The sequence below is a fragment of the Saccharothrix sp. CB00851 genome (assembly GCF_001905065.1).
In the GTDB taxonomy this organism is placed as follows: domain Bacteria; phylum Actinomycetota; class Actinomycetes; order Mycobacteriales; family Pseudonocardiaceae; genus Actinosynnema.
This window is the reverse complement of sequence record NZ_LWLC01000018.1, coordinates 28,552-49,148: the sequence shown is the minus strand read 5'-3', so window position 1 is coordinate 49,148 and position 20,597 is coordinate 28,552. Positions and strand designations below refer to the sequence as shown.

23 protein-coding genes are annotated in these 20,597 nt (G+C 72.1%); 11 read left to right on the top strand and 12 right to left on the bottom strand.

The window, feature by feature from the left end; genetic code table 11:
* The first annotated feature begins 16 nt into the window (after positions 1-16).
* The 5 genes from A6A25_RS18835 (at position 17) to A6A25_RS46360 (ending at position 5,551) form a co-directional block, all read left to right on the top strand.
* Complete coding sequence (locus tag A6A25_RS18835; protein ID WP_073891870.1) at positions 17-214, top strand: hypothetical protein; 198 nt, start codon at positions 17-19, stop codon at positions 212-214.
* 125 nt (positions 215-339) lie between these two features.
* On the top strand, positions 340-3,108 hold the full coding sequence (locus A6A25_RS45575; protein ID WP_073891868.1) for a glycosyl hydrolase: 2,769 nt from the start codon (positions 340-342) through the stop codon (positions 3,106-3,108).
* 38 nt (positions 3,109-3,146) lie between these two features.
* Positions 3,147-4,082: a DUF1996 domain-containing protein gene (locus A6A25_RS18825; RefSeq protein ID WP_073891866.1), complete on the top strand. Its 936-nt coding sequence runs from the start codon at positions 3,147-3,149 to the stop codon at positions 4,080-4,082.
* Between the two features lie 99 nt (positions 4,083-4,181).
* Complete coding sequence (locus A6A25_RS18820; protein WP_073891865.1) at positions 4,182-4,784, top strand: DUF2238 domain-containing protein; 603 nt, start codon at positions 4,182-4,184, stop codon at positions 4,782-4,784.
* Positions 4,785-4,834: 50 nt separating this feature from the next.
* A complete protein-coding gene (locus A6A25_RS46360) occupies positions 4,835-5,551 on the top strand; it encodes a DUF6319 family protein (protein WP_073891863.1) in 717 nt (238 codons plus the stop codon).
* 1,176 nt (positions 5,552-6,727) lie between these two features.
* Here the strand turns inward: A6A25_RS46360 and A6A25_RS18810 are convergent.
* The gene (locus A6A25_RS18810; protein ID WP_073891862.1) at positions 6,728-8,245 is read right to left on the bottom strand and encodes an alpha/beta fold hydrolase; all 1,518 of its coding nucleotides are present in this window, start codon (positions 8,243-8,245) and stop codon (positions 6,728-6,730) included.
* Between the two features lie 144 nt (positions 8,246-8,389).
* Here A6A25_RS18810 and A6A25_RS18805 point away from each other — a divergent pair, with 144 nt between their 5' ends.
* Positions 8,390-9,292: an EamA family transporter gene (locus A6A25_RS18805; protein ID WP_241828797.1), complete on the top strand. Its 903-nt coding sequence runs from the start codon at positions 8,390-8,392 to the stop codon at positions 9,290-9,292.
* A 3-nt stretch (positions 9,293-9,295) separates the two neighbouring features.
* Positions 9,296-9,733 (top strand): iron chaperone, encoded by a 438-nt coding sequence (locus A6A25_RS18800; RefSeq protein WP_073891860.1) that lies wholly within the window; start codon positions 9,296-9,298, stop codon positions 9,731-9,733.
* Here A6A25_RS18800 and A6A25_RS18795 read toward each other — a convergent pair.
* The 9 genes from A6A25_RS18795 to A6A25_RS18760 are packed head-to-tail and all read right to left on the bottom strand — an operon-like array spanning position 9,730 to position 14,381.
* A complete protein-coding gene (locus A6A25_RS18795) occupies positions 9,730-10,206 on the bottom strand; it encodes a hypothetical protein (RefSeq protein ID WP_143193248.1) in 477 nt (158 codons plus the stop codon). The genes A6A25_RS18800 and A6A25_RS18795 overlap by 4 nt on opposite strands.
* A gap of 27 nt (positions 10,207-10,233) precedes the next feature.
* Positions 10,234-11,307: an ATP-dependent DNA ligase gene (locus tag A6A25_RS18790; RefSeq protein ID WP_073891857.1), complete on the bottom strand. Its 1,074-nt coding sequence runs from the start codon at positions 11,305-11,307 to the stop codon at positions 10,234-10,236.
* Between the two features lie 26 nt (positions 11,308-11,333).
* Positions 11,334-11,867 (bottom strand): alkaline shock response membrane anchor protein AmaP, encoded by a 534-nt coding sequence (locus tag A6A25_RS18785; protein WP_241828784.1) that lies wholly within the window; start codon positions 11,865-11,867, stop codon positions 11,334-11,336.
* A complete protein-coding gene (locus A6A25_RS18780; RefSeq protein WP_073891856.1) occupies positions 11,864-12,364 on the bottom strand; it encodes a DUF6286 domain-containing protein in 501 nt (166 codons plus the stop codon). Before A6A25_RS18780 ends, A6A25_RS18785 begins: the two co-directional genes overlap by 4 nt.
* Positions 12,365-12,676 carry an Asp23/Gls24 family envelope stress response protein gene (locus tag A6A25_RS18775; RefSeq protein ID WP_073891854.1) on the bottom strand — a complete coding sequence of 104 codons (312 nt, stop codon included), beginning with the start codon at positions 12,674-12,676 and terminating at the stop codon, positions 12,365-12,367.
* The gene (locus A6A25_RS43100; RefSeq protein WP_143193247.1) at positions 12,673-12,849 is read right to left on the bottom strand and encodes a hypothetical protein; all 177 of its coding nucleotides are present in this window, start codon (positions 12,847-12,849) and stop codon (positions 12,673-12,675) included. The genes A6A25_RS18775 and A6A25_RS43100 overlap by 4 nt, the downstream gene beginning before the upstream one ends.
* A complete protein-coding gene (locus A6A25_RS18770) occupies positions 12,846-13,100 on the bottom strand; it encodes a hypothetical protein (protein WP_241828783.1) in 255 nt (84 codons plus the stop codon). Before A6A25_RS18770 ends, A6A25_RS43100 begins: the two co-directional genes overlap by 4 nt.
* Positions 13,101-13,105: 5 nt before the next feature.
* Entirely contained in the window at positions 13,106-13,555 is a 450-nt protein-coding gene (locus A6A25_RS18765) for an Asp23/Gls24 family envelope stress response protein (protein WP_073891850.1), read from the bottom strand.
* 52 nt (positions 13,556-13,607) lie between these two features.
* A complete protein-coding gene (locus A6A25_RS18760; RefSeq protein ID WP_073892025.1) occupies positions 13,608-14,381 on the bottom strand; it encodes a pyrimidine reductase family protein in 774 nt (257 codons plus the stop codon).
* A gap of 39 nt (positions 14,382-14,420) precedes the next feature.
* On the opposite strand from A6A25_RS18760, the gene zapE reads away from it, so the two are divergent.
* From zapE to A6A25_RS18745, 3 genes are all read left to right on the top strand, one after another.
* Complete coding sequence (zapE, locus tag A6A25_RS18755; protein WP_073891849.1) at positions 14,421-15,431, top strand: cell division protein ZapE; 1,011 nt, start codon at positions 14,421-14,423, stop codon at positions 15,429-15,431.
* 57 nt (positions 15,432-15,488) lie between these two features.
* Positions 15,489-15,731, top strand: a complete 243-nt coding sequence (locus A6A25_RS18750; RefSeq protein WP_073891847.1) for a DUF3040 domain-containing protein — start codon at positions 15,489-15,491, stop codon at positions 15,729-15,731.
* 208 nt (positions 15,732-15,939) lie between these two features.
* A complete protein-coding gene (locus A6A25_RS18745; protein ID WP_073891845.1) occupies positions 15,940-17,559 on the top strand; it encodes an ABC-F family ATP-binding cassette domain-containing protein in 1,620 nt (539 codons plus the stop codon).
* Positions 17,560-17,795: 236 nt separating this feature from the next.
* Here A6A25_RS18745 and A6A25_RS18740 read toward each other — a convergent pair whose 3' ends face one another.
* Positions 17,796-18,533: a histidine phosphatase family protein gene (locus tag A6A25_RS18740; RefSeq protein WP_073892024.1), complete on the bottom strand. Its 738-nt coding sequence runs from the start codon at positions 18,531-18,533 to the stop codon at positions 17,796-17,798.
* Between the two features lie 72 nt (positions 18,534-18,605).
* On the opposite strand from A6A25_RS18740, the gene A6A25_RS18735 reads away from it, so the two are divergent.
* Positions 18,606-19,241, top strand: a complete 636-nt coding sequence (locus tag A6A25_RS18735; RefSeq protein ID WP_073891843.1) for a hypothetical protein — start codon at positions 18,606-18,608, stop codon at positions 19,239-19,241.
* Here the strand turns inward: A6A25_RS18735 and A6A25_RS18730 are convergent.
* Positions 19,207-20,580, bottom strand: coding sequence for a DUF2252 domain-containing protein (locus tag A6A25_RS18730; protein ID WP_073891841.1), 1,374 nt, complete (start codon positions 20,578-20,580; stop codon positions 19,207-19,209). The two genes, A6A25_RS18735 and A6A25_RS18730, sit on opposite strands and share 35 nt — an antisense overlap.
* Positions 20,581-20,597: the final 17 nt, after the last annotated feature.

Sequence of the window (20,597 nt, the reverse complement as noted above, 5' to 3'; positions counted from 1 at the left end):
AGAGGGAGGCAAGCCGATGACGCAGGCGTACGTGGTGCGGTTCGTCGGTGGCCCGCTCGACGGCCGGGTCGACTCCCACGCCAAGCCGCCCGAGGCGCCGAGGCAGACGGTGACCCACGTCCACCTGCACGGCGGGCCGAAGATCGTGCACCACTACGACCTCCAGTACGCCGTCGAGTACGGCTGCGAGTACCGCCTGCGCGTCGAGGACTGACTCGCCAGGGGCTCTTGACAGAAGTCAGAAGCGGTCAACCGTAGACACACGCCTTACCTGCGGTTTACCGTTTGGCTTGCGTGAGAGCGCTCTCACAAAGCTGTGAGTCCCTGCTGGAGGTCCCTGTGCGTTCAATCCGCCCCCACCTGGCGGCCCTGGTGGTCGCCGTGGCCGCGGCTGCCGCGATCCCGCTCGCCCTACCCGGAACGGCCGATGCCGTCACGGTCGGCGCGGGCAGCTACGCGACCACCCGCCCCGCGGGCGCGGTCGGCCCGTCCGACTCCAACGGCGCACCCCTGACGCCGAAGGTCACGTCCCGGATGGCCGGCCGCCCGGTCCCGACCAACGACTGGTGGTCGTCCCTGGCCTTCCAGCGCTACCCGGGCAACCCCTACTCCGAGAACATGTACGCCCACCCGCTGACGTTCCACGCGGCGGCGCAGGGCCTGGGCGTCGGCTACCCGACCAGCCCGAACATCACCCCCGACGGCCGGTTCTACGAGTTCATGCACCAGGACGACCTGTTCGTCGGCGTGAGCGGCCTCAACGCGCCGCGCACCCAGGTCGACGGCTGGTCCGACTGGACGGTCAGTCCACTGTGGACCGACGGGACGCGCACCCTGCGCACCACCATCGGCCACGGCTCCCCGTACGTGTACGCGGAGGCCTCCGGCGGCGCGGCGCGCGTCGGCTTCAACGGCGCCACCACGATCTGGAGCAACACCGGCACCACCCTCGGCGTCACGATCAACGGCCGCGACTACGCCCTGTTCTCGCCGAGCACCTGGAACGTCGTCGGCACCGCGGAGGCCACCTCCAACGCGGCGTTCTTCTCGGTGGCCGTGCTGCCGAGCCGCGACGCGCTGTCGCTGTTCCAGCGCTACGCGTTCTCGTTCGTGACCGACACCAAGGTCAACTGGACCTACAACTCGGCGAACGCCCAGCTCACGGCCACCTACACGGCTACGACCACGGCCCGCCAGGGCACCCAGACCGGCACCCTGCAGGCCCTCTACCGGCACCAGTGGCTCAACTCCACCGACACCACGACGGCCTACCGCTACACCTCGCCGCGCGGTGAGATGCGGTTGCGCGAGGGCTCGTCCTTCACCACCCGCAGCACGTTCAACGGCGTCCTGCCGGCGCTCCCCCTGTCCTCGGCAGCCGACCAGAACCGGCTGCGCGCCGAGATCGACCAGGAGCTCAACGCCGCCGACCCGTGGAAGGGCGCTGGCGACACCTACTGGACCGGCAAGGCGTTGTGGCGCCTGGCCGCGCTGGCCCGGGTGGCCAACCAGATCGGCTACACCACCGGCCGCGACCGGCTGCTCGGCATGCTCCGCGACCGGCTCACCGACTGGCTCACCGCGACGCCCGGCGAAGCGGGCAACCACTTCGCCTACGACGCCACGTGGGGCACGCTGATCGGCTACAAGGCCTCCTACGGCACCGACGCCGAGCTGAACGACCACCACTTCCACTACGGCTACTACGTGCTGGCCGCCGCCATCCTCGCGCAGCACGACCCGACGTGGGCGTCCGACTCCCGGTACGGCGGCATGGTCAAGCTGCTGGTCAAGGACGCCAACAACTACGACCGCGGCGAGACCCGCTTCCCGTTCCTGCGCAACTTCGACGCCTACGCGGGCCACGGCTGGGCGTCCGGCCACGCCGGTTTCGCGCACGGCAACAACGAGGAGTCGTCGTCCGAGGCGATGATGTTCGCCACCGCCGCGGTGCTGTTCGGCCAGGCGACCGGTGACACCGCGCTGCGCGACGCGGGCATCTACCTGCACACCACGCAGGAGAGCACGATCGCCCAGTACTGGTTCGACAAGGACGACACGGTGTTCCCGGCGGCGTTCAAGCACGGCACGGTCGGCATGGTGTGGGGTGCGGGCGCCAGCTACAGCACGTGGTGGACGGCGAACCCGGAGGAGATCCACGGCATCAACATGCTGCCGATCACCGGCGGCTCGCTGTACCACGCCGACTACAAGGCCGACATCCTGCAGAACGTCAACGAGCTGCGGACCAACAACGGCGGCACCGAGGTCGAGTGGAAGGACATCATCACCCAGTTCCTGGCGCTCGCCGACCCGGCGCAGGCGCTGGCCAACTACGGCTCGGGCCTGCCGCCCGAGGACGGTGACTCGCGGGCGCACGCCTACCACTGGATCACGTCGCTGAACACCTACGGCACGCCCGACACGTCCGTCACCGCGAACGTGCCGACGCACGCCGTGCTGAGCAAGAACGGCGCACGCACGTACGTGGCCTACAACCCCGGCACGACGACGGCCACGGTGACGTTCTCCGACGGGCAGACCCTCTCCGTGCCGGCGTCGTCCACCGCGTGGCGCGGTCCTGCGGGCAGCGGAACCGACTCCGGCACCGGTGGTGTGAACCCGACGACGACCACCACGACCACCACCACCACTACCACCACGACGACGACCACGACGACCGCTCCGCCGGTCAGCCGTAACGCGTTCGCCACCATCCAGGCCGAGTCCTACGACCAGCACCGCGGCGTGTTCAAGGAGACGACCACCGACACCGGCGGCGGCCAGAACATCGCCGGCATCGCCAACGGCGAGTGGGTGCTGTTCCGGGGCGTCGACTTCGGCACCCGCACCGGCCGCCAGTTCATCGCCCGGGTCGCCAGCGGCGCGGCGGGTGGCGTGAGCGGCCTGGTCGAGGTCCGCGTCGGCAGCCCGACGGCGGCGCCGCTGGGCAGCTTCGCCATCGCCAACACCGGCGGCTGGCAGAGCTGGCGCACCGTGCCCGCCAACATCGCGGGCCTGACCGGCAAGCACGACGTCTACGTCACCTTCACCAGCGGCCAGCCGGCCGACTTCGTCAACGTCAACTGGATCACGTTCGGTTCCTAGACCTGCCGCCGCATCCCGCTCCAACGTCAGGAGATCGGATGAACGCGAGATTGAGAGGTGTCATCGGCGCCGCGTCCGTCGCGCTGGCACTGGCCCTGATCGGGTCGGTGGTCGCTTACCAGCCGGCGGGCGCGGGCCCCCTGCCCAACCACGACAACCACCCGGCCGCACCGGACGCGCACCAGGCCGCGGCCATCGAAGGTCAAGCCGGCATCCAGGCCGCCTCGGAGTTCCGCGCCAACTGCCGCGCGAGCCACCGGTCCGGCGACGACCCGATCATCTACCCCAACCGGACCGGCGTGTCGCACGTGCACGAGTTCTTCGGCAACCGGTCGACCAACGCGTCGTCCACGTACACCTCGCTCAAGGCTGCGGGCACCACGTGCGATCCGTTGGTCGACCTGTCGGCCTACTGGGTGCCCACCCTCTACAAGAACGGGCAGCCGGTCGCGCCGGAAAGCGTCACCGTGTACTACCAGGGCATCCACGACATGCAACGCGCCGTCGCGCACCCGCCGAACATGAGGTACGTCGTCGGCAACGCCCGGGCGACCAGCCCGGACCAGAACCCGTCCGCGCGGTGGTCGTGCACCACGCAGTCACCGTCGAGCAGGGACTTCATGAACTGCCCGGCGGGCACCAAGCTGGAGACCTACCTCGACTTCCCGACCTGCTGGAACGGCCGGGACCTGGACAGCGCCAACCACAAGGACCACATCGTGTTCTGGGCGGGCTCGTGCCCGTCCACGCACCCCGTGGTCCTGCCCAGGCTGGAGTTCCTGATCACCTACCCGGTCAACGGCGGCGGGCTGTCGCTGGGCGGGACGGTGAACGGGGTCAACGTGACCAACGCGCCGGGGTACACCTTCCACGGTGACTTCATCAACGCGTGGGACCAGCCGGAACTCGAACGGCGGGTGCGGGACTGCGTGAACGCGGGTCGCATCTGCGGCACCAACGGCAACCCGATCTAGGGACCGTGCGGGCGGCGGGGGGTGCTTCGGGCGCTCCCCGCCGCCCGTCCTTTGTGGACCGTTGCGCGCCGGTGCCCGGCTGGTGGCAGGATCTGCCGGATGGAGCCCCGGGACCGTCTGCCGGTCACTCTCGCCGTACTCGTCGTGGTGGCGGTCGCGGTGTCCGCCATCCGGCCCAAGAGCTACCTCACGTGGCTGCTGGAGGTCGCGCCGATCCTCATCGCGCTGCCCCTGCTGGCCTGGACCCGCCGCCGGTTCCCGCTGACCGCTCTCGCGTACTGGCTGATCTTCGGGCACGCCCTGGTGCTCGCGCTCGGCGCCCACTACACGTACGCCGAGGTGCCGTTCGGCGACCTCTGGACCGACCGCAACCACTACGACCGGTTCGCCCACTTCGTGCAGGGTTTCGTGCCCGCGGTGCTGGTGCGGGAGATCTTGTTGCGGCAGACGCCGCTGCGGCCGGGGCGGTGGACGTTCTTCCTCGTGTCGGCCACGTGCCTGGCCGTCAGCGCGGGGTACGAGTTCGTGGAGTGGGCCGGTGCGGTGATCGGCGGCGAGGCGGCGACGGACTTCCTTGGCACGCAAGGGGATGTCTGGGACACGCACTGGGACATGCTCCTTGCGCTCGTGGGGTCGGTGGTCGCACAGTGGGCGCTCGGGCGTGCGCACGACCGGCAGCTCGCGGAATTGTCGGTGCCGTAGGGCAAGCTGCACACGACGGATCTTGTGCAAGTCGTGGAGGTAGGTAGGCGATGGCGAAGGCGAAGCAGAGCTCGTTGTCCCCGCAGGACATCGACCACCTGCGCGCGGAGTTGGCCGCGGGCCGTCCGCCCGCGGTCTGGTTCACCTCCGCCGCGGTGGGGGTGGAGGCTGGGCGTTCGGCGAAGGTGGTGGCGTTCAGCGAGCCCGCGGAGGGTGATTTCATCCAGGTGCGGCCGACGGGGGAGAAGGACGACCTGTCGTTCTCACCGGCCGAGTTGACCGTGGAGAAACCGGCTCCGCGCAAGCGCACCCCGGCGCCCGCTCCCGCCGCTCCGGCTACCCCGGCGCCGGTCGAGCACATCTACACGCCCGCCCCCGCCCCCGCCCCCGCCCCCGCGCCCGCTCCGCCGAAGCCGAAGCCCGCTCCCGCGCCTGTGGCTGTGGGTTCCGCTGCCACTTCCGCGTCGGGTGAACGTCGACCTGCCGCGCGCAAGCAGGCGAAACCGGCCGAGGTGACCGTGACGTTGACGTCGACCGCGGAGGGCGAGTGGACGGTCGACGTGCAGTGGGGTTCGAAGCGCACGCTGAAGGCCGCGCCGGTGGCCGCGTCGGCGGTGTCGCAGGCGGCGAAACTGCTGCCGGCGGAGGTCGACGAGGCGGTCGAGAGCGTGCTCAGCGCGGCCCGCGAGCGGCACCTGGCGCGGGTCGAGCAGTTGCGGGCGGAGTTGGAGGCGGCTCAGCGGGCGTTGGCCGAACTGACGGGCTGACCCGACGCGAACACGTATTGCAACATCTTGATGATTGCCGTTCCGCGATCGGGTGAGGGTACTTCCCCTGGCCGGCGGTAGGGGCGGACCGTGGGGTCGAAATACCTTCGGTCGCACGAAGTCCCTCGACGCCGCGGAGGCACAAGATGGTTGTTGACAACACGACGGCTGAGCAAGCGCAGCTCGGCAGCTGCGGCTGCTGCACCGGCTGCACCGGCCCGGGCTGCGGGTGTTGCTCCAGCTGCTGACCCGCCAATCCGCCCGACAACACCAACCAACCCCGGCCCCGGCCGCCCAGCGAGCCGGGGCCCGGGACCACCCGCCAACCGACCGCGCCAGGTTGGCGGCGCCCCGCCCCTCCCACACCCCACCAGCTCCCGCCGCCGGCCCCCGCCAAACTCGCGCCCGCCCACCTCGCCTCACGCCGTCCACGCGGCGCAGTCGGCTTCGCGGCGCGCTCGCCCAACCTGGCGCCAACACTCGCCGCCCGGCTCCCGACGGCTCGGGGCCGCACCTGTCTTGCCTCGGCGCCAACGACTATGCGCGCTGGACTTCGCGGCGGCTTGGGCCCGGCCTGACTTTCCCGCACCACGGGCGACACACGGATCCCGGCCGGCTGCGGCCGATCCACCCACCCGCCCACCCGCCCACCCGCCATCGCGCGCCGTGCCATCCCGCGCCGTGCCATCCCGCGCGCCGCGCCAACGGGCGGCGGGTCGGTTCGGCGATGTCCAGGCGGCCGGTCTGCCCTGTGGCGTGCCAACTCGCGGTGTGCCGGATTCACGGCGGTTCGCGGTGATCAACCTGATGCCGGGCGTCAGCTCGAGCGGCGCGCTGCGTTCGTGTGTGCCGGGCGCACGCCGCGTCATGCGTGTGGTGCGTCAGTCGCGTGGTGCGTCAGTCGCGTGGCGGCCGGGGTCGTGGGGTAGGCCAGGGGGCGTGGGCGGGAGGCGGGGGGCGATGTGAGCCGGGGGTGGGGCCCGGCGGGTGGGGGTTGGACGGAGGGGGGTGGTTTCGGCGGGTCCGCTGGTTTTCAACCGAGGTGGGGTAACGGTGTTTCCGTACATTTTTAGGCGATGATCACCCGATCGTGTTTGGTCGGGTGGGGGCCTGGCGGGTTGGACGCGTGGGCTCCGGGGGCAGGTTAGTGGGTCGGGGAGCGGTGTGCAGGGTGGGTCACGGTGGGCAGACGGTGCCGTTGGAGGGGACCTTGGCGTCGATCAAGAACTCCTCCGCCGCCCTGGTCGCGCACGCCGACTGGCCGAGCGCGCCGTGACCGCCACCCTGCCAGCCCACCACCACACCGGCGGGCAGGGCCTGGGCGGCACGTTCGCTGCCCTCGCGAGGTGTCACCGGATCAGTCGACGTCGTCAGCACGAGCATCGGCGGGGCACCGACCAGCCTCGGCACCTTGACCTGCTGCGGCACGGGGAAGGGGCCGCAGGCCAGGAGCTTGCGGGCGAAGTAGGTGCCGAAGAGCGGGTGCTTGGTGCGCCAGTCCGCGGTCAGGCCGGCCACCCGCTCGGGCGGCACGCGGGTCGTCGTGTCGTTGCAGCCGGTGATCACGGCGGCGTCGATGCGCGGCGGGTCGTCCTCCTGCTCGACCAGCAGCGGCTCGATGAAGGCACCCAGCTTGGCACCGTCGCCACCTTCCGCGGCCACGATGGCGTCGGCCAGCGCGGTCCACCGGGAGCGGTCCGCGAGGCCGGCCAGGACGGCTTCCGTGGCGGTGCCCGGGGTCAGGTCGAAGTCCCCTCCGCGCAACGGCTTGTCCCGCAACGACTCCAGCAGCGCCTTGAACCGGTCCGTCGCACCGGCACCCAGCGGGCAGCCCCGGATCACGCAGTCCTTCTGGAACGCCGAGAACGTCTCCTCCGCCGCCACCGCCCGCGTCTGCGACACCGCCGTCACGTCCAGCGTCGGGTCCGGCGCGCCGTCGAACACCATCCGCCCGATCCGGTCCGGGAACCGCGCCGCGTACAGCGTCAGCACCCGCGAACCCTCACCGAACCCGATCGCGTTCAAGTGCGGCACGTGCAACGCCTCGCGCAACTGCTCCAAGTCGGCCGACGCACGCCACGAGTCCACCGCGGGCAGCCGGTTCTCCATGTCGAGCACGCACTCGCGGCTGGCCAGCGTGTACGCGTCGACCAGGTCGTCGTGCGACTCGGCACCGGGGTCGGCCTCCACGATCCCCACCCGCGCCGCGTCCGGCATGCACTGCACGGGATCGGACTCGCCGGTGCCCCTCCGGTCAACACCGATCAGCGTGTACGTGCTCAGCACCGTCGCGGGCAGGCTCGCCGCCAGCCGCGCGGCCTTCACCGTCCCCGGCTCGCCACCCGCCTCGCCGACCACGACCAGCGGGCTGCCACCCGTGCCCACGCGCAGCAGCGACATGCCGAGGCTGCCCCGCCCGGGACGGCTCGGCACGTCCAGCCGCACGGTGAGCTGCGTGCACTCGTACTCCCACGTGCCCGCCGGCGCCGAGTCGCCCATCCGCTCACGCGTCGAATCCGTGCACGACGACCACGCCATGCCGGGCGTCTCGAAGCTCGCCAGCGGCGGGACCTCGCGCGGACCCGACGGCACGGTGGCCGACGACGGCTGCCCGCCGTCACCGTGCACGGCGATCACCGGCCGGGTCGACGGACCCGCGCTGCACGCGGCCAGCGCGCTCAGAGCCACCAGCATCCAAGTGGCGTGACGCCGACGCGGCACAGCGGTCCCCTCGCTCTCTCCCACGGCACTGGTCTCCCGAAGGTGTGGTGCAGAGCCTCACACAGTCCAGGTGAGACTTCGGTGAGAGGGCTGGGGGAGGATGTCGGCGTGGTCACGGTGCACATCGAAGGCGTCCCCGAACGCAGGCTCGGCCGATCCGGCCCGGTCACGCTCGCCGCCAAGGCGTTCGGTGCGATCCCGCCGCCCGCGCTGGTCCTGTTGGGCGTGGTCAGCGTGCAGGTCGGCGCGGCCGTGGCCAAGCAGTTGTTCACCCAGGCGGGTGCCGCGGGCACGGTCACGCTGCGGCTCCTGCTGGCCGCCGCCGTGCTGCTGCTGGTGTGGCGCCCGTCGCTGCGCCTGGACCGGCGGACGTACGCGGTCATCGCCGGGTACGGGCTGGTGCTCGGCGCCATGAACCTGACCTTCTACCAGGCGATCAAGCACATCCCGCTGGGCGCGGCGGTCACCATCGAGTTCCTCGGGCCGCTGGCGGTGGCCGTGCTCGGGTCGCGGCGCTGGCTGGACGGGCTGTGGGCGCTGCTCGCGGCGGCCGGCGTGCTGCTGCTGACCAGGGTGGACGGCGGCCTGGCGCTGCCCGGGGTGCTGTTCGCGCTGGCCGCGGCGGTGTGCTGGGCCGGGTACATCCTGCTCGCGGCGGCGCTGGGCAGCCGCACGTCCGACGGCAAGGGCCTGGCCCTGGCGATGGTGTTCGGCGCGGCGCTGGCGCTGCCGTTCGGCGTGGCCGAGGCGGGCACGATGCTGCTCGACCCGGTGGTGCTGATCGCGGGCGCGGCGGTGGCGCTGCTGTCGTCGGTGATCCCGTACTCGCTGGAGCTGGAGGCGCTGCGCAAGATCCCGCCGCGCGTGTTCGGCATCCTGATGAGCCTGGAGCCCGCCGTCGCGGCGCTGGCCGGGCTGATCCTGCTGCACGAGGCGCTGCACCCGGCGCAGTGGGTCGCGGTGTTCTGCGTGGTGCTGGCGTCGGTCGGGGCGACCCGGACCGCGAGACCGGAGGTGTGAGCGATGGCCCAGAGCAAGGCCGCAACGGTCGAGGAGTACCTGGCCGAGCTGCCCGAGGACCGGCGGGCGACGGTGTCCGCGGTGCGGGAGGTGATCCTGGCGAACCTGCCGGACGGCTACGTCGAGGGCATCCAGTGGGGGATGATCACCTACTCGGTGCCGCTGGAGGTGTCCGGCAAGACCTACAACGGGCAGCCGCTGGGGTACGTGTCGCTCGCGTCGCAGAAGAACCACGTCTCGCTGTACCTGATGGGCGTCTACGGCGAGCGCGAGCAGGAGTTCCGGGCCGAGTTCGAGGCGACCGGCCGCAAGCTCGACATGGGCCGCAGCTGCGTGCGGTTCAAGCGGACCGACGACCTGCCGCTCGACCTGATCGGACGTGAAGTCGCACGTCAGAGCGTGGCCGAGTTCGTGGCGAAGGTGCGGGCCGCCCGCGCCTAGCCCTTCGGCGCGGGCGGGGTCTCGGGTGGCGGCTCGTCGGCGCTGAGCCGCCCGTCGATCAGCTCGCCGCCGCGCTCCTCGAAGATCGTCGCGTAGCTCGCGGCGTACTTGCGGTAGACGGCGAGCATCTCGCCTTCCACCGCGTCGGCCACGTCGGCGCGGAAATCGTCGCGGAGCCGGCGCATGGTGTTGACCGCGCTGCGCCGCTTGAGGCTGTGCAGGTAGGGCCGGAACGTCATGTTCAGCCCGCCCACCACGGCCGCCGTGAGCAGCAGCACCTTGCCCAGCGCCGTCTCCGACGAGGTGAAGCCCACCGCCAGCACGGCGGGGACCAGGATCAGCACCACGGTGTAGAACAGCCCGGTGGTGCGGTGCACGACCCGCCACATCGACAGCCGGCGGCAGTCCTGCCGCATGCGGTCGTCGAGTTCCCGGATGAGCACGCCCACGTCGGCTACAGGTAAGTCGGCCACAGCCCGTCACGGTACCGAGCCGAGCGGTCACGCGGGGCGGACTTCGCCTCGCAGCACGGATTCCACGTCGTAGCGCGCGGGCTGGTCGAGCTGGTCGTAGCGGCACGACGCGGGATCCCGGTCCGGCCGCCACCGGCGGAACTGGCCGTTGTGCCGCAGCCGGGCCGGCGCCGCGCCCTCGGTCTGCGAGTACGCGATCTCCAGCACGCGTTCCGGCCGCAACGGCACCCAGTCGGCGTGCTTGCCGCGCCACCGGTTGATCTCGCCGGGAAGCCGGCGGCCGTCGGGCTCCACCAGCCACGGGTGCTCGCCGGTGGTGATCAGCTCCTTGAACTCCTCGGCCAGCGCACGCCGTTCGGCGGCCTTGAACGACCCGACCACGCCGACGTGGTGCAGGATGCCCGCGTCGTCGTGCAGGCCGAGCAGGAGCGAGCCGACCGCCGTGCCCGGTTCGGTGTCCTTGTGCCAGCGCAGCCCGGCCACCACGCACTCGGCGGTGCGGGCGTGCTTGACCTTGACCATGGTGCGCTTGCCGGGCGTGTACTGGCCGGCGGCGGGCTTGCCGATGACGCCGTCCAGACCCGCGCCCTCGAACAGCTCGAACCACTGCGCGGCCAGGTCGCCGTCGGTGGTCGCGGGCGTGAGGTAGAGGCCGTCGCCGGGCGTGATCAGGCCCTCCAACGTGGCACGGCGCTCGGTGCAGGGCCGCTCCAGCAGCAGGTCGTCGCCCACCGCCAGCACGTCGAACGCCACGAAGCTGGCGGGCGTCTGCTCCGCCAGCAGCCGCACGCGGCTCTCCGCCGGGTGGATGCGCTCGGACAACGCGTCGAAGTCCAGCTTGTCGTCCTTGGCCACGACGAGTTCGCCGTCGACCACGATCCGCGCGGGCAGGGTGCGCTTCAGCGCGGCCTCCGCCTCGGGGAAGTACCGGTTGAGCGGCTTGCCGCTGCGGGACTGGAGGAACACCTCGTCGCCGTCGCGGAACACCAGGCAGCGGTAGCCGTCCCACTTCGGCTCGAACACCAGGTCCGCGCCGGTCGGGATCTTGTCCACCGCGGTGGCCAGCATCGGCTGCACGGGAGGGGTCAACGGGAGCGCCACCCGGCCATCCTGCCTGGTGGACCGGTCTAGCGCACGCGTTGGCGCTCCCTCTTGGCCAGATCCAGCCGCACCGCAGCCGGCAGCACGTCGACGCCGAGCGCGGTGCGCGCCCGGGACAGCACGCGGTCGTCCAGCTCACGCCACACCCGGGTCACGTCCGCGCCGTGCCGCAACGTCAGCCGCAGCCGCAGCGCGGGCGTGCCCACGACGGACACCTTCGCCCCGGCCACGCAGTGGACCTGCTCGGCGTCGGCCCGCACCGCCGCCGCGAGCGCCTTGGCGGTCACGACCACGTCGTCCAGGTGCAGGTCGGGGTGCCGTTCCGGGCGGATCGCGCGCCACGCCCACCACAGCCCGAGGACCACGGCCACCAGGCCGAGCGCGAGGAGCCCGAGCCGGACGGGCAGCAGGTGCCGGCGCAACCAGTCGAGCACGACCGGGTCCAGCACGGGCCGGTCGACGTCGAAGCGGTGCAGCAGCACGGCCGCGCCGCCGACCAGCAGCGCGAGCGCGCCGAGCACGGCCGCCATCACGCGTTCGACGCGGTTCGAGCGGTTCACGGGCGGTCCTTCGGCGACATGACCACGACCGACACCTTCGGCCGCACGGGCAGCGGCAGGTCGGCCAGCGCCGCCCGGGCCACCTCCAGCAGCCGGGGCCGCAACGTCGCCTCGTCGTGCACCCGACTCCTCGCCCGGACCCGCACCTTGCGCCGCGACGCGCTGACCGACGCGTCCAGCACACCGTCCTCCGCCCGCACGCGGTGCCCGACCACCCGCGCCAGTGACGTCGGCGTGGTCACCACGCGGACACCGTCGGCAGGGTCGTCCATCCACACCTGCCGCACCCCCGCCCGCGACGCCAGGACCAGCAGGAACAGGCCACCGACCGCCAGGGACGCGCCGAGGACGAGCACCGGCCGGTCACCCCAGGACCAGTCCGGCAACGACCACGCGCGCCCGGTCCAGTGCCGGACCACCGCGACGACCAGCAGCGCACCGGCGCCGGCCAGCGCCAGCCCGAGCAACGGCGACAGCACCCGCAGCAGCACCCGCACCTACATCACCCGCGGCCGGGTCGGGGCGCGCAGCGCGGACACCGTCAAGGCCAGCGACCGGACCCGGTACCCGGTGATCCGCCGCACCTCCTCGGTGACGTGCCGCCGGACGTCCGCGGCGGCGGTGCGGACGGGCGCGGGGTAGCGCAACGCCAGGTTGACCACGAGGTCCAGGTCGCCGTCGGCCTCGCCGACCTTCACCGCCGCGTCCGGTTCCGCGCCGGGCACCTGGCGGACGGCGTGCGCCACCACCTTCCGCACGACGGTCGGGTGGATCTCCAGCGACCCCTCCGCCTGGTCGGGGCCGGTCACTTGTCGCGGCCCCGGCCGAGCAGGTCGCCCAGGTCGAGCTCACCGTCGAGGACCCGGCCCACGACCAGCCCGATCACCCCGACGGCCAGGGTCACCAGGAACGCGGTGAACCCGCCGGTCGCGGCCAAGCCCAGGACCAAGCCCGCGAGCAGGCCCGTCTGCGTGGCGCTCATCCGCCCTCCACCTCCAGGTCGGCCACGGTGACGTCGACCGGCGCGCGGCCGGTCACCCGCGTCACGTGCGCCCGCAGCTCCGACACCACCTCGGCGATCGGCCGGTCCGGCCGCAGCACCACCGCGACCTCGACCCGGTCGCCGACCCGGACGCCGTCCACCCGCCGCCCGGGCAGGTAGGAGGCGACCGCGCCGTCCAGCCGCGTCACGTCCGGGTGGGCGAGCAGCGCCGCCTCCACGTCCTCCGCCACGTCCGTCACTCGACCCGCGACCCGGCCGTCGGCGCGGTCTCCTCGTCGTCCTCGGGCAGGTGGATGTCGTTGACCGCGATGTTGACCTCGATGACCTCCAGCCCGGTCATCCGCTCGACCTGGCCGATCACGTTGCGCCGCACGGCCCGGGCCAGGTCGACGATGCTCGCGCCGTACTCGACGATGATGTCCAGGTCGACCGCGGCCTGCCGCTCGCCCACCTCGACGGCCACGCCGGCGGTGCTCGCGGTGCCCGCGCCCGGGATCCGCTCGCGCAGCGCGCCGAACGCCCGCGAGACACCCCCGCCCACGGCGTGCACGCCGGAGATCTCCCGGGCCGCGATGCCCGCGACCTTCTGCACGACCGACGACGCGATCGTGGTCCGGCCCAACTCGGTGTCGTCGGCCGGACGCGCGGTGCCGGTGTCCGGCTTGACGGCGGAGCTCTGAGCCACGGCGGAACCTCCGAATCGGTGCGTGCCCGTTCGGAGGCGGACCGTAGCCGGATCAGGACGGCGATGCGCCGGACGCCACCGGATCGGGTGTCACCTTCCGGTACCGCAGGAGGAGGGCGCTGTCGGCGTGCAGCACCGACGCCAGCTCCATCGACCGAGGTGACGGCGGCAGCGGGCCCACCGCGATCCGGCCCGCGTCACCACCCGCGAGCAGCGGGGAGAACGTCACGCACAGCACGTCCACCAGGTCGGCGTCGATCAGCGCGCCGAACACGTGCGGCCCGCCCTCGCAGTCGACCCGGCGCAGCCCGCGCTCGTCCAACGCCGCCAGCGCCAGGTCCATGGCCACCGTCTCCTCACCGGCCACGACGACGTCCGCGCCCGCCGCCGCCAGCGCGTCGCGCCGCTCCCGAGGGGCCGCAGCCGTGGTGAGGATGATCGGCGGCACGGACGTGCTGGTCAGCAGGGTCGACGTCGGCAGGATCGAGCACCGCCCCGTCACCACCGCGATCGGTGGCACGGGCGCGAGGCCCAGCCTGGCCCGCCGGGACGCGCGGACCTCGCCCGCCTTGACGCCCTGGTAGCCCTCGACCAGGGCCGTGCCCGCGCCGACGAGCACCACGTCGCACAGGTCGCGACCGAGCATGAACACCTTGTGGTCGGCGTCGTTGCCCAGCCCCTGGGACCGCCCGGCCACCGACACCGCACCGTCCACGCTGGACACGAAGTTCACCTGCACCCACGGCCGGTCGAGCCCGGCCGGGTAGTCGTACAGCCGCTCCAGCTCGTCGTCGGTGATCTCGCCGTCACGTGGTGGCCACAACATCCGCACCGCCACATCCCAGCACGCCGTTACGATCCGGTCATGTCCGCCCCGCCGCGCCTGTCCGACCGAACCCCGCACGTCGCCGCGGACGAGCTGGTGGACGCGATGGTCCCGCCGCCCCGCTTCGACGCGGTCCGCTTCGACACCTACCTGCCCAACCCGGACGAGCCGAGCCAGGCGGCGGCGGTGCGCGCGTGCCGGGAGTTCGCCGAACGCGTGTCCGAGGGCGGCAGCCGGGGTTTCATCGGCCGGCTGTTCAAGCGGTCGGGTGACGACGACGCCAAGCCCGGCCTCTACCTCGACGGCGGGTTCGGCGTCGGCAAGACCCACCTGCTGGCCTCCGTGTGGCACGCCGTGCCCGGCCCCAAGGCCTACGGCACGTTCGTCGAGCTGACCAACCTGGTCGGCGCGCTCGGCTTCGGCGAGACCGTGCGCAGGCTGTCGGCGCACAAGCTGCTCGCGATCGACGAGTTCGAGCTGGACGACCCGGGCGACACGATGCTGGTCACCCGGCTGATCAAGGAGCTGACCGCGGCGGGCGTGTCGGTCGCGGCCACGTCGAACACCCTGCCGGACAAGCTGGGCGAGGGCCGGTTCGCCGCCGCCGACTTCCTGCGCGAGATCCAGTCCATGTCGGCGAAGTTCACCGTGGTCCGGGTCGACGGCCCCGACTACCGCCACCGCGGCCTGCCGGACGCGCCGCCGCCGATGGCCGACGAGGACCTGGTGGCCAAGTCCCAGGGCACGCCCGGCAGCACGTTGGACGAGTTCGCCGACCTGTGCGACGCGCTGGCCCGCATCCACCCGTCGAGCTACGGCAGGCTGGTGGACGGCGTCACGGCGGTGCACCTGCGCCACGTCCGGCCCGCGCCCGACCAGGCGGTGGCCCTGCGGCTGGTGGCGCTCGGCGACCGGCTCTACGACCGCGACATCCCGGTGGCGGTGTCCGGTGAGCCGCTCTCGGAGCTGTTCACGGCCGAGATGCTGCGCGGCGGCTACCGCAAGAAGTACCTGCGGGCGGTATCGCGACTGGTGGCGCTGTCACGCTGATCTTGCCTGCTCAGGGGGTGGTTTTGGGGGCGGGCCGCCGGGTATCCACCGCCCGTGATGAGCGAAGCGGAACGCCGCACCCTCAGTGAGATCGAGAGCAGACTCGCGGACGAGGAGCCGGGCCTGGCCTCGGCGCTCGTCGCCGGCAAACCCCGGCACGCGGTACTCGGTTACGCCCTCGTGGCCACGTTCGCGGGCCTGGGCGTGCTGCTGCTGTTCCTCGGCGCGTTCGGCCCGGCCCTCGCGTCCCTCGGGTTCGGCTCGTTGCTGTTGCTGATGCGCGGCTACACCTGGCGGTGAACGGTCCCCGTCACGGCACCGGGTGCACCCTGGCCGTGTGGTCGCCCACGCACGCCATCGCGAACCGTGCCACCCTTCCGCCGGGCCGACAGCGAGCTCATCCGCTGAAGGCCCGCGACCTCGTCGGTGCCTTGGGAGCCGCGTCACCAAGCGCCGGTACGGCCTAATCCGCTGGCCATCGGCAGCGGCCATGGCCGACCATGCGCGGGTGGGATACCTGGACGCGAACGGCCTCGCTTTCCGCCTGCCCGACGGTCGCGAGCTGTTCCGCGACGTGTCGTTCAAGGTGGGCACGAACAGCGTGGTCGCCCTGGTCGGCGCGAACGGCGTCGGCAAGACGACCCTGCTGAGAATCCTGTCCAACGAGCTGACACCCACCGCGGGCAGCGTCCGCGTGCAGGGCGGCTTGGGCGTGATGCCGCAGTTCGTCGGCTCGGTCCGGGACTCCAGCACCGTTCGCGACCTGCTGCTGGCCGCGTCACCAGCGCCGTTGCGCGCCGCGGCCCAGGCGCTGGACGAGGTCGAGCTCCAGCTCATGGAGACCGACGACGAACCGACCCAGATGCGCTACGCCGACGCGATCACCGCGTGGGGCGAGGTCGGCGGCTACGACGCCGAGGTGCTGTGGGACACGGTCACGGTGGCCGCGCTGGGCGTGCCGTTCGACCGGGCCCGGTTCCGCGAGGTCCGCACGCTGTCCGGCGGCGAGCAGAAGCGGCTGGTGCTCGAAGCGCTGCTGCGCGGTCCGGAGCAGGTGCTGCTGCTGGACGAGCCGGACAACTACCTCGACGTGCCGGGCAAGCGGTGGCTGGAGGACCGGCTGCGCGAGACCGGCAAGGCCGTGCTGCTCGTCAGCCACGACCGGGAACTGCTCGACGTGGCCGCGACGCACGTCGTCACGGTCGAGGCGCACTCCGCGTGGACGCACGCCGGCTCGTTCGGCACCTGGCACGCCGCCCGCACGTCCCGGATCGAACGCCTCGCCGAACTGCACCGCCGCTGGAACGAGGAGCACGACCACCTCAAGGAACTCGTCCGCACGCTGCAGATCCAGGCGCGGATCAGCGAGGTGATGGCGGCCAAGTACCGGGTCATGCGGGCCAAGCTGGAGCGGTTCGAAGAGGCCGGTCCACCGCCCGAGCTGCCCACCGACGAGAAGGTGACGCCCCGCCTGCGCGGCGGCCGCACCGGCGTACGGGCCATCACCTGCGAGAACCTCGAACTGACCGGCCTGATGACACCGTTCGACACGGAAATCTTCTTCCAGGACAGGGTGGCGGTGCTCGGCTCGAACGGCTCCGGCAAGAGCCACTTCCTCCGGTTGCTCGGCGGCGGCGACGTCGCGCACACCGGCGTGTGCCGCCTGGGTGCCCGGGTCGTGCCAGGCCTGTTCGCGCAGACCCACCAGCACCCGGAGTGGATCGGCCGCACGCTGGTCGACGTCCTGTGGCACGGCGAGGACGGTCGCAAGGGCCTCGACCGGGGTGCCGCGATGGCCGTGCTGAGCCGCTACGGCCTGGGCAAGCAGGGCGACCAGCGATTCGAAACCCTGTCCGGTGGCCAGCAGGCACGCTTCCAAGTGCTGCTGCTCGAACTGTCCGGCGCGACCTTGCTGCTGCTGGACGAGCCGACCGACAACCTCGACCTGAACTCCGCCGAGGCACTGCAGGACGCCCTGGAAGGCTTCACCGGCACCGTCGTCGCCGTCACCCACGACCGCTGGTTCGCCCGCAACTTCGACCGCTTCCTGCTGTTCCGCTCCGACGGCCACGTGGTCGAGGTCGACGAGCCGGTCTGGGACGAAACCCGCGTCAACCGCGCCCGATAAACCCCCGCGACGTGAGCCGAAGACTCGACCGCCACCCGGCTACCGCACCCACATCGGACCCGCCACCCGACCACAAAAGGCCCGATTTTACGTGGGGTTCGAGTGCTTTAGGCTGGTCGAAGCCGGGCAGGCTTGGCGGGCGCTTTATCCGCCAGGCCTACCCGGCTTTGGCCAGCCTGGAGTACTCGTAAGGGGCCCCATGTCAAATCGAGCCTGACCCAACCCGACAGCCGCCCTCACCGCGCACTCGGCTCCGGCGCCCGAGTCGCCGCATCCTCCGTCACCGTCGGCTCGACCCCAGCCTCCACCAGGTGCTCGGTCTCGAACTCGCGCTCCAGCACCCACACCCCCTCCTCCCGCCGCCACGACGTCACCGAGGCATTGGGCACCACGGTATTGCGCGCGAACGCCGCCAGGTCCGGCTCGGGCAGGCACTCCAACAAGTACCGCAACAGGTACGCCTGCAACTCGTGCCCGAACAGCAGCACCCGCCGCCCGTCCAAGTCACGCAGCAGCGACCGCAGCCGCAACGCGACATCCGCCCACGACTCGCCGCCCGGCGGCCGGTAGTAGAACTTGCCCAGCCGCCGCTCGCGCGCCCGCTCCTCCGGGTACCGCTCGGCCACGCCGTGCGTCGTCAGCAGGTCCAGCACACCCAGCTCACGGTCGCGCAGCCGCTCGTCCACCCGTGCCCGCGGGTGGTGCCCGCACACGGTGAGCCGCGCGGTGTCGATGGCCCGCCGGTAGGGCGAGCACACCACCAGGTCCGGCCGCTGCTCGTCCGGCAGCGCGGCGAACCACCGGCCCAGCGCCCGGCCCTGCCGCTCGCCCCGCGCCGACAGCGGCACGTCCGGGTCGCGCTCGGGAATCTCGATGACCTCGTGGCCGGCCGACTCCGCGACCTCACTCGCCACGTTGCCGGTGCTCTCGCCGTGCCTGATCAGCCCGATCCAGTCCACCCCAAGGGAGTCCACCTGAGCCAACTTAGCGCCCCGGCGCCGCGCCGGCACTCCCGGTGTTCACCCTGAACCGGTAGAACTCCGCCCGTGGACGACATCGACGCGTACTGCGAACGCCTGGCGCCCGGTCTGTGGGCCGAGCCGCTCAACGCCGTGAGCAACGCGGCGTTCCTGATCGCGGCGGCCCTGCTGTGGTGGCGCCACCGGCCGGGGCCGAAGAGCCTGCGGGCGCTGCCGGTGCTGCTCGCGCTGGTGGGGCTGGGCAGCCTGAGCTTCCACACGGTCGCCGACACGCTCACCAACTTCTTCGACGTCGGCTTCATCGCGGTCTACGTGATCTGGTACCTGGTGGTGTTCGCGCACTACTACCTGAACGTCCGGTGGGCGCTCGCCTGGCTGGCCGCGCCCGCGTTCGTCGTGCTCGCGGTGGCCGTCGCGCCGCTGGGCGCCCTCGTGCCCGGCGGCTCGGGCATCTACCTCGCGCCGTTCCTGAGCCTGCTGGTCGCCACGGTGATCGCGGTGGCCCGCCGGATGCCGTGGCACGACCTGGCGGCGGCCGCGAGCGTGTTCGTCGTGTCGGTGACACTGCGGACGCTCGACCAGCCCCTGTGCGGTGACTGGCCGAGCGGCACGCACTACTTCTGGCACGTGCTCAACGCCGTGGTGCTGTACCTGGTGGCCCGGCAGGTCATTCGCGTTCAGCGGGCAGCCGACCCGACCTGACCGCCGCGACCAGCGCCTCGTGGTCGGCGCACGTCCGGTCGGCGTAGTCCAGCGCGTACCGGGCGATCGCGGAGTCCAGCTCCTCGCCGTCCGCGCAGTACCCGGCCAGCAGCCGGGGGTCGACCGAACGGCTGTGCGCGCGGGCCAGCAGCGCGCCCGCCAGCCTGCCGTAGTCGTCCAGGTCGTCCCGCTTCAACGTGGTCGCGTCGATCTCGCCCTTGCGGTTGCGGAACTGGCGGACGATGTAGTCCCGTCCGTCGATCGTGGTCCAGCCGAGCAGGATGTCGGTCTCCGCCTGCACGAGCCGCGCGCCGTGCACGATCCGCTTGCCCTCGTGCTTGACCGCGGGCGCGCCGAGGAACGGTGCCAGCGCCGACGGCCGCGCCTCCTTCGCCTGCAGCACCAGCGCCTCGGCACCGTTGCCGTGCAACAGGACCAGGTAGTTGCGCCACCCCACGCTGCCGGTGCCGACCACGCGGAACGCCACGTCCGACACGCTGTAGCGCATGATCAGGTTGTACCGCGACTCCCGCAGCGTGTCCACATAGGACGGCAGCGCGTCCACGACGGACCGGGCCGCCTCGGGCGAGATCCGGGACAGCACGGGCGGGTCCTCGACGAACCGGATGTGCTCGCCCTCGCGCCGCGTCCACTTCGCGGCCACCCGCGCGCTGGTGTTCTTGCGCGCCTTGGACGAGGCCTTGGTGAAGGCGTCCATGAGGTCGTCGGCCTTGGTCTTGGACAACGCCGACTCGTCGCCCAGCGCGTTCCACGACTCCATGAACGGGATCTCGGCGAGGTGCCGCGCCGCGCCCCGGTAGGCCCGCACCGCGTCGGACGCGGCGTCACGGCAGCCCTTCTCCGACACACCGCCTTCCCGACCGGCCAGCACCAGCGACGTCGCCAGCCGCTTCAGGTCCCACTCCCACGGGCCGGGCAGCGTCTCGTCGAAGTCGTTGATGTCCATCACGATCCGGCCCTCGGGCGTGCCGTAGAGGCCGAAGTTCGCCGCGTGCGCGTCACCGCACAGCTGTGCGTCCAGCCCGCTGCGCGCACCGACGGCCAGGTCGCCCGCCATGAGCCCGGCGCTGCCCCGGAAGAACGCGAACGGCGAGACGAGCATCCGGCCGATCCTCAGCGGTACGAGGTGTGGCAGCCGACCGGAGTTCGAGGCGTCCAGGAACTCGGCCACGGACGGCCGGTCCGGCGCGAGCGGCATCTTGCGGTGCGCCTCGTGGCTCACCGCCACCCGCAGCTCGCGCCCGCGCGCCAGGACCTCGTCCGGCTCCACCCACTGTCCCAGCGCGACGGCCGCCTGAGCCCGCTTGCGTTCACCCATGCGGGTAAGGATGCGTC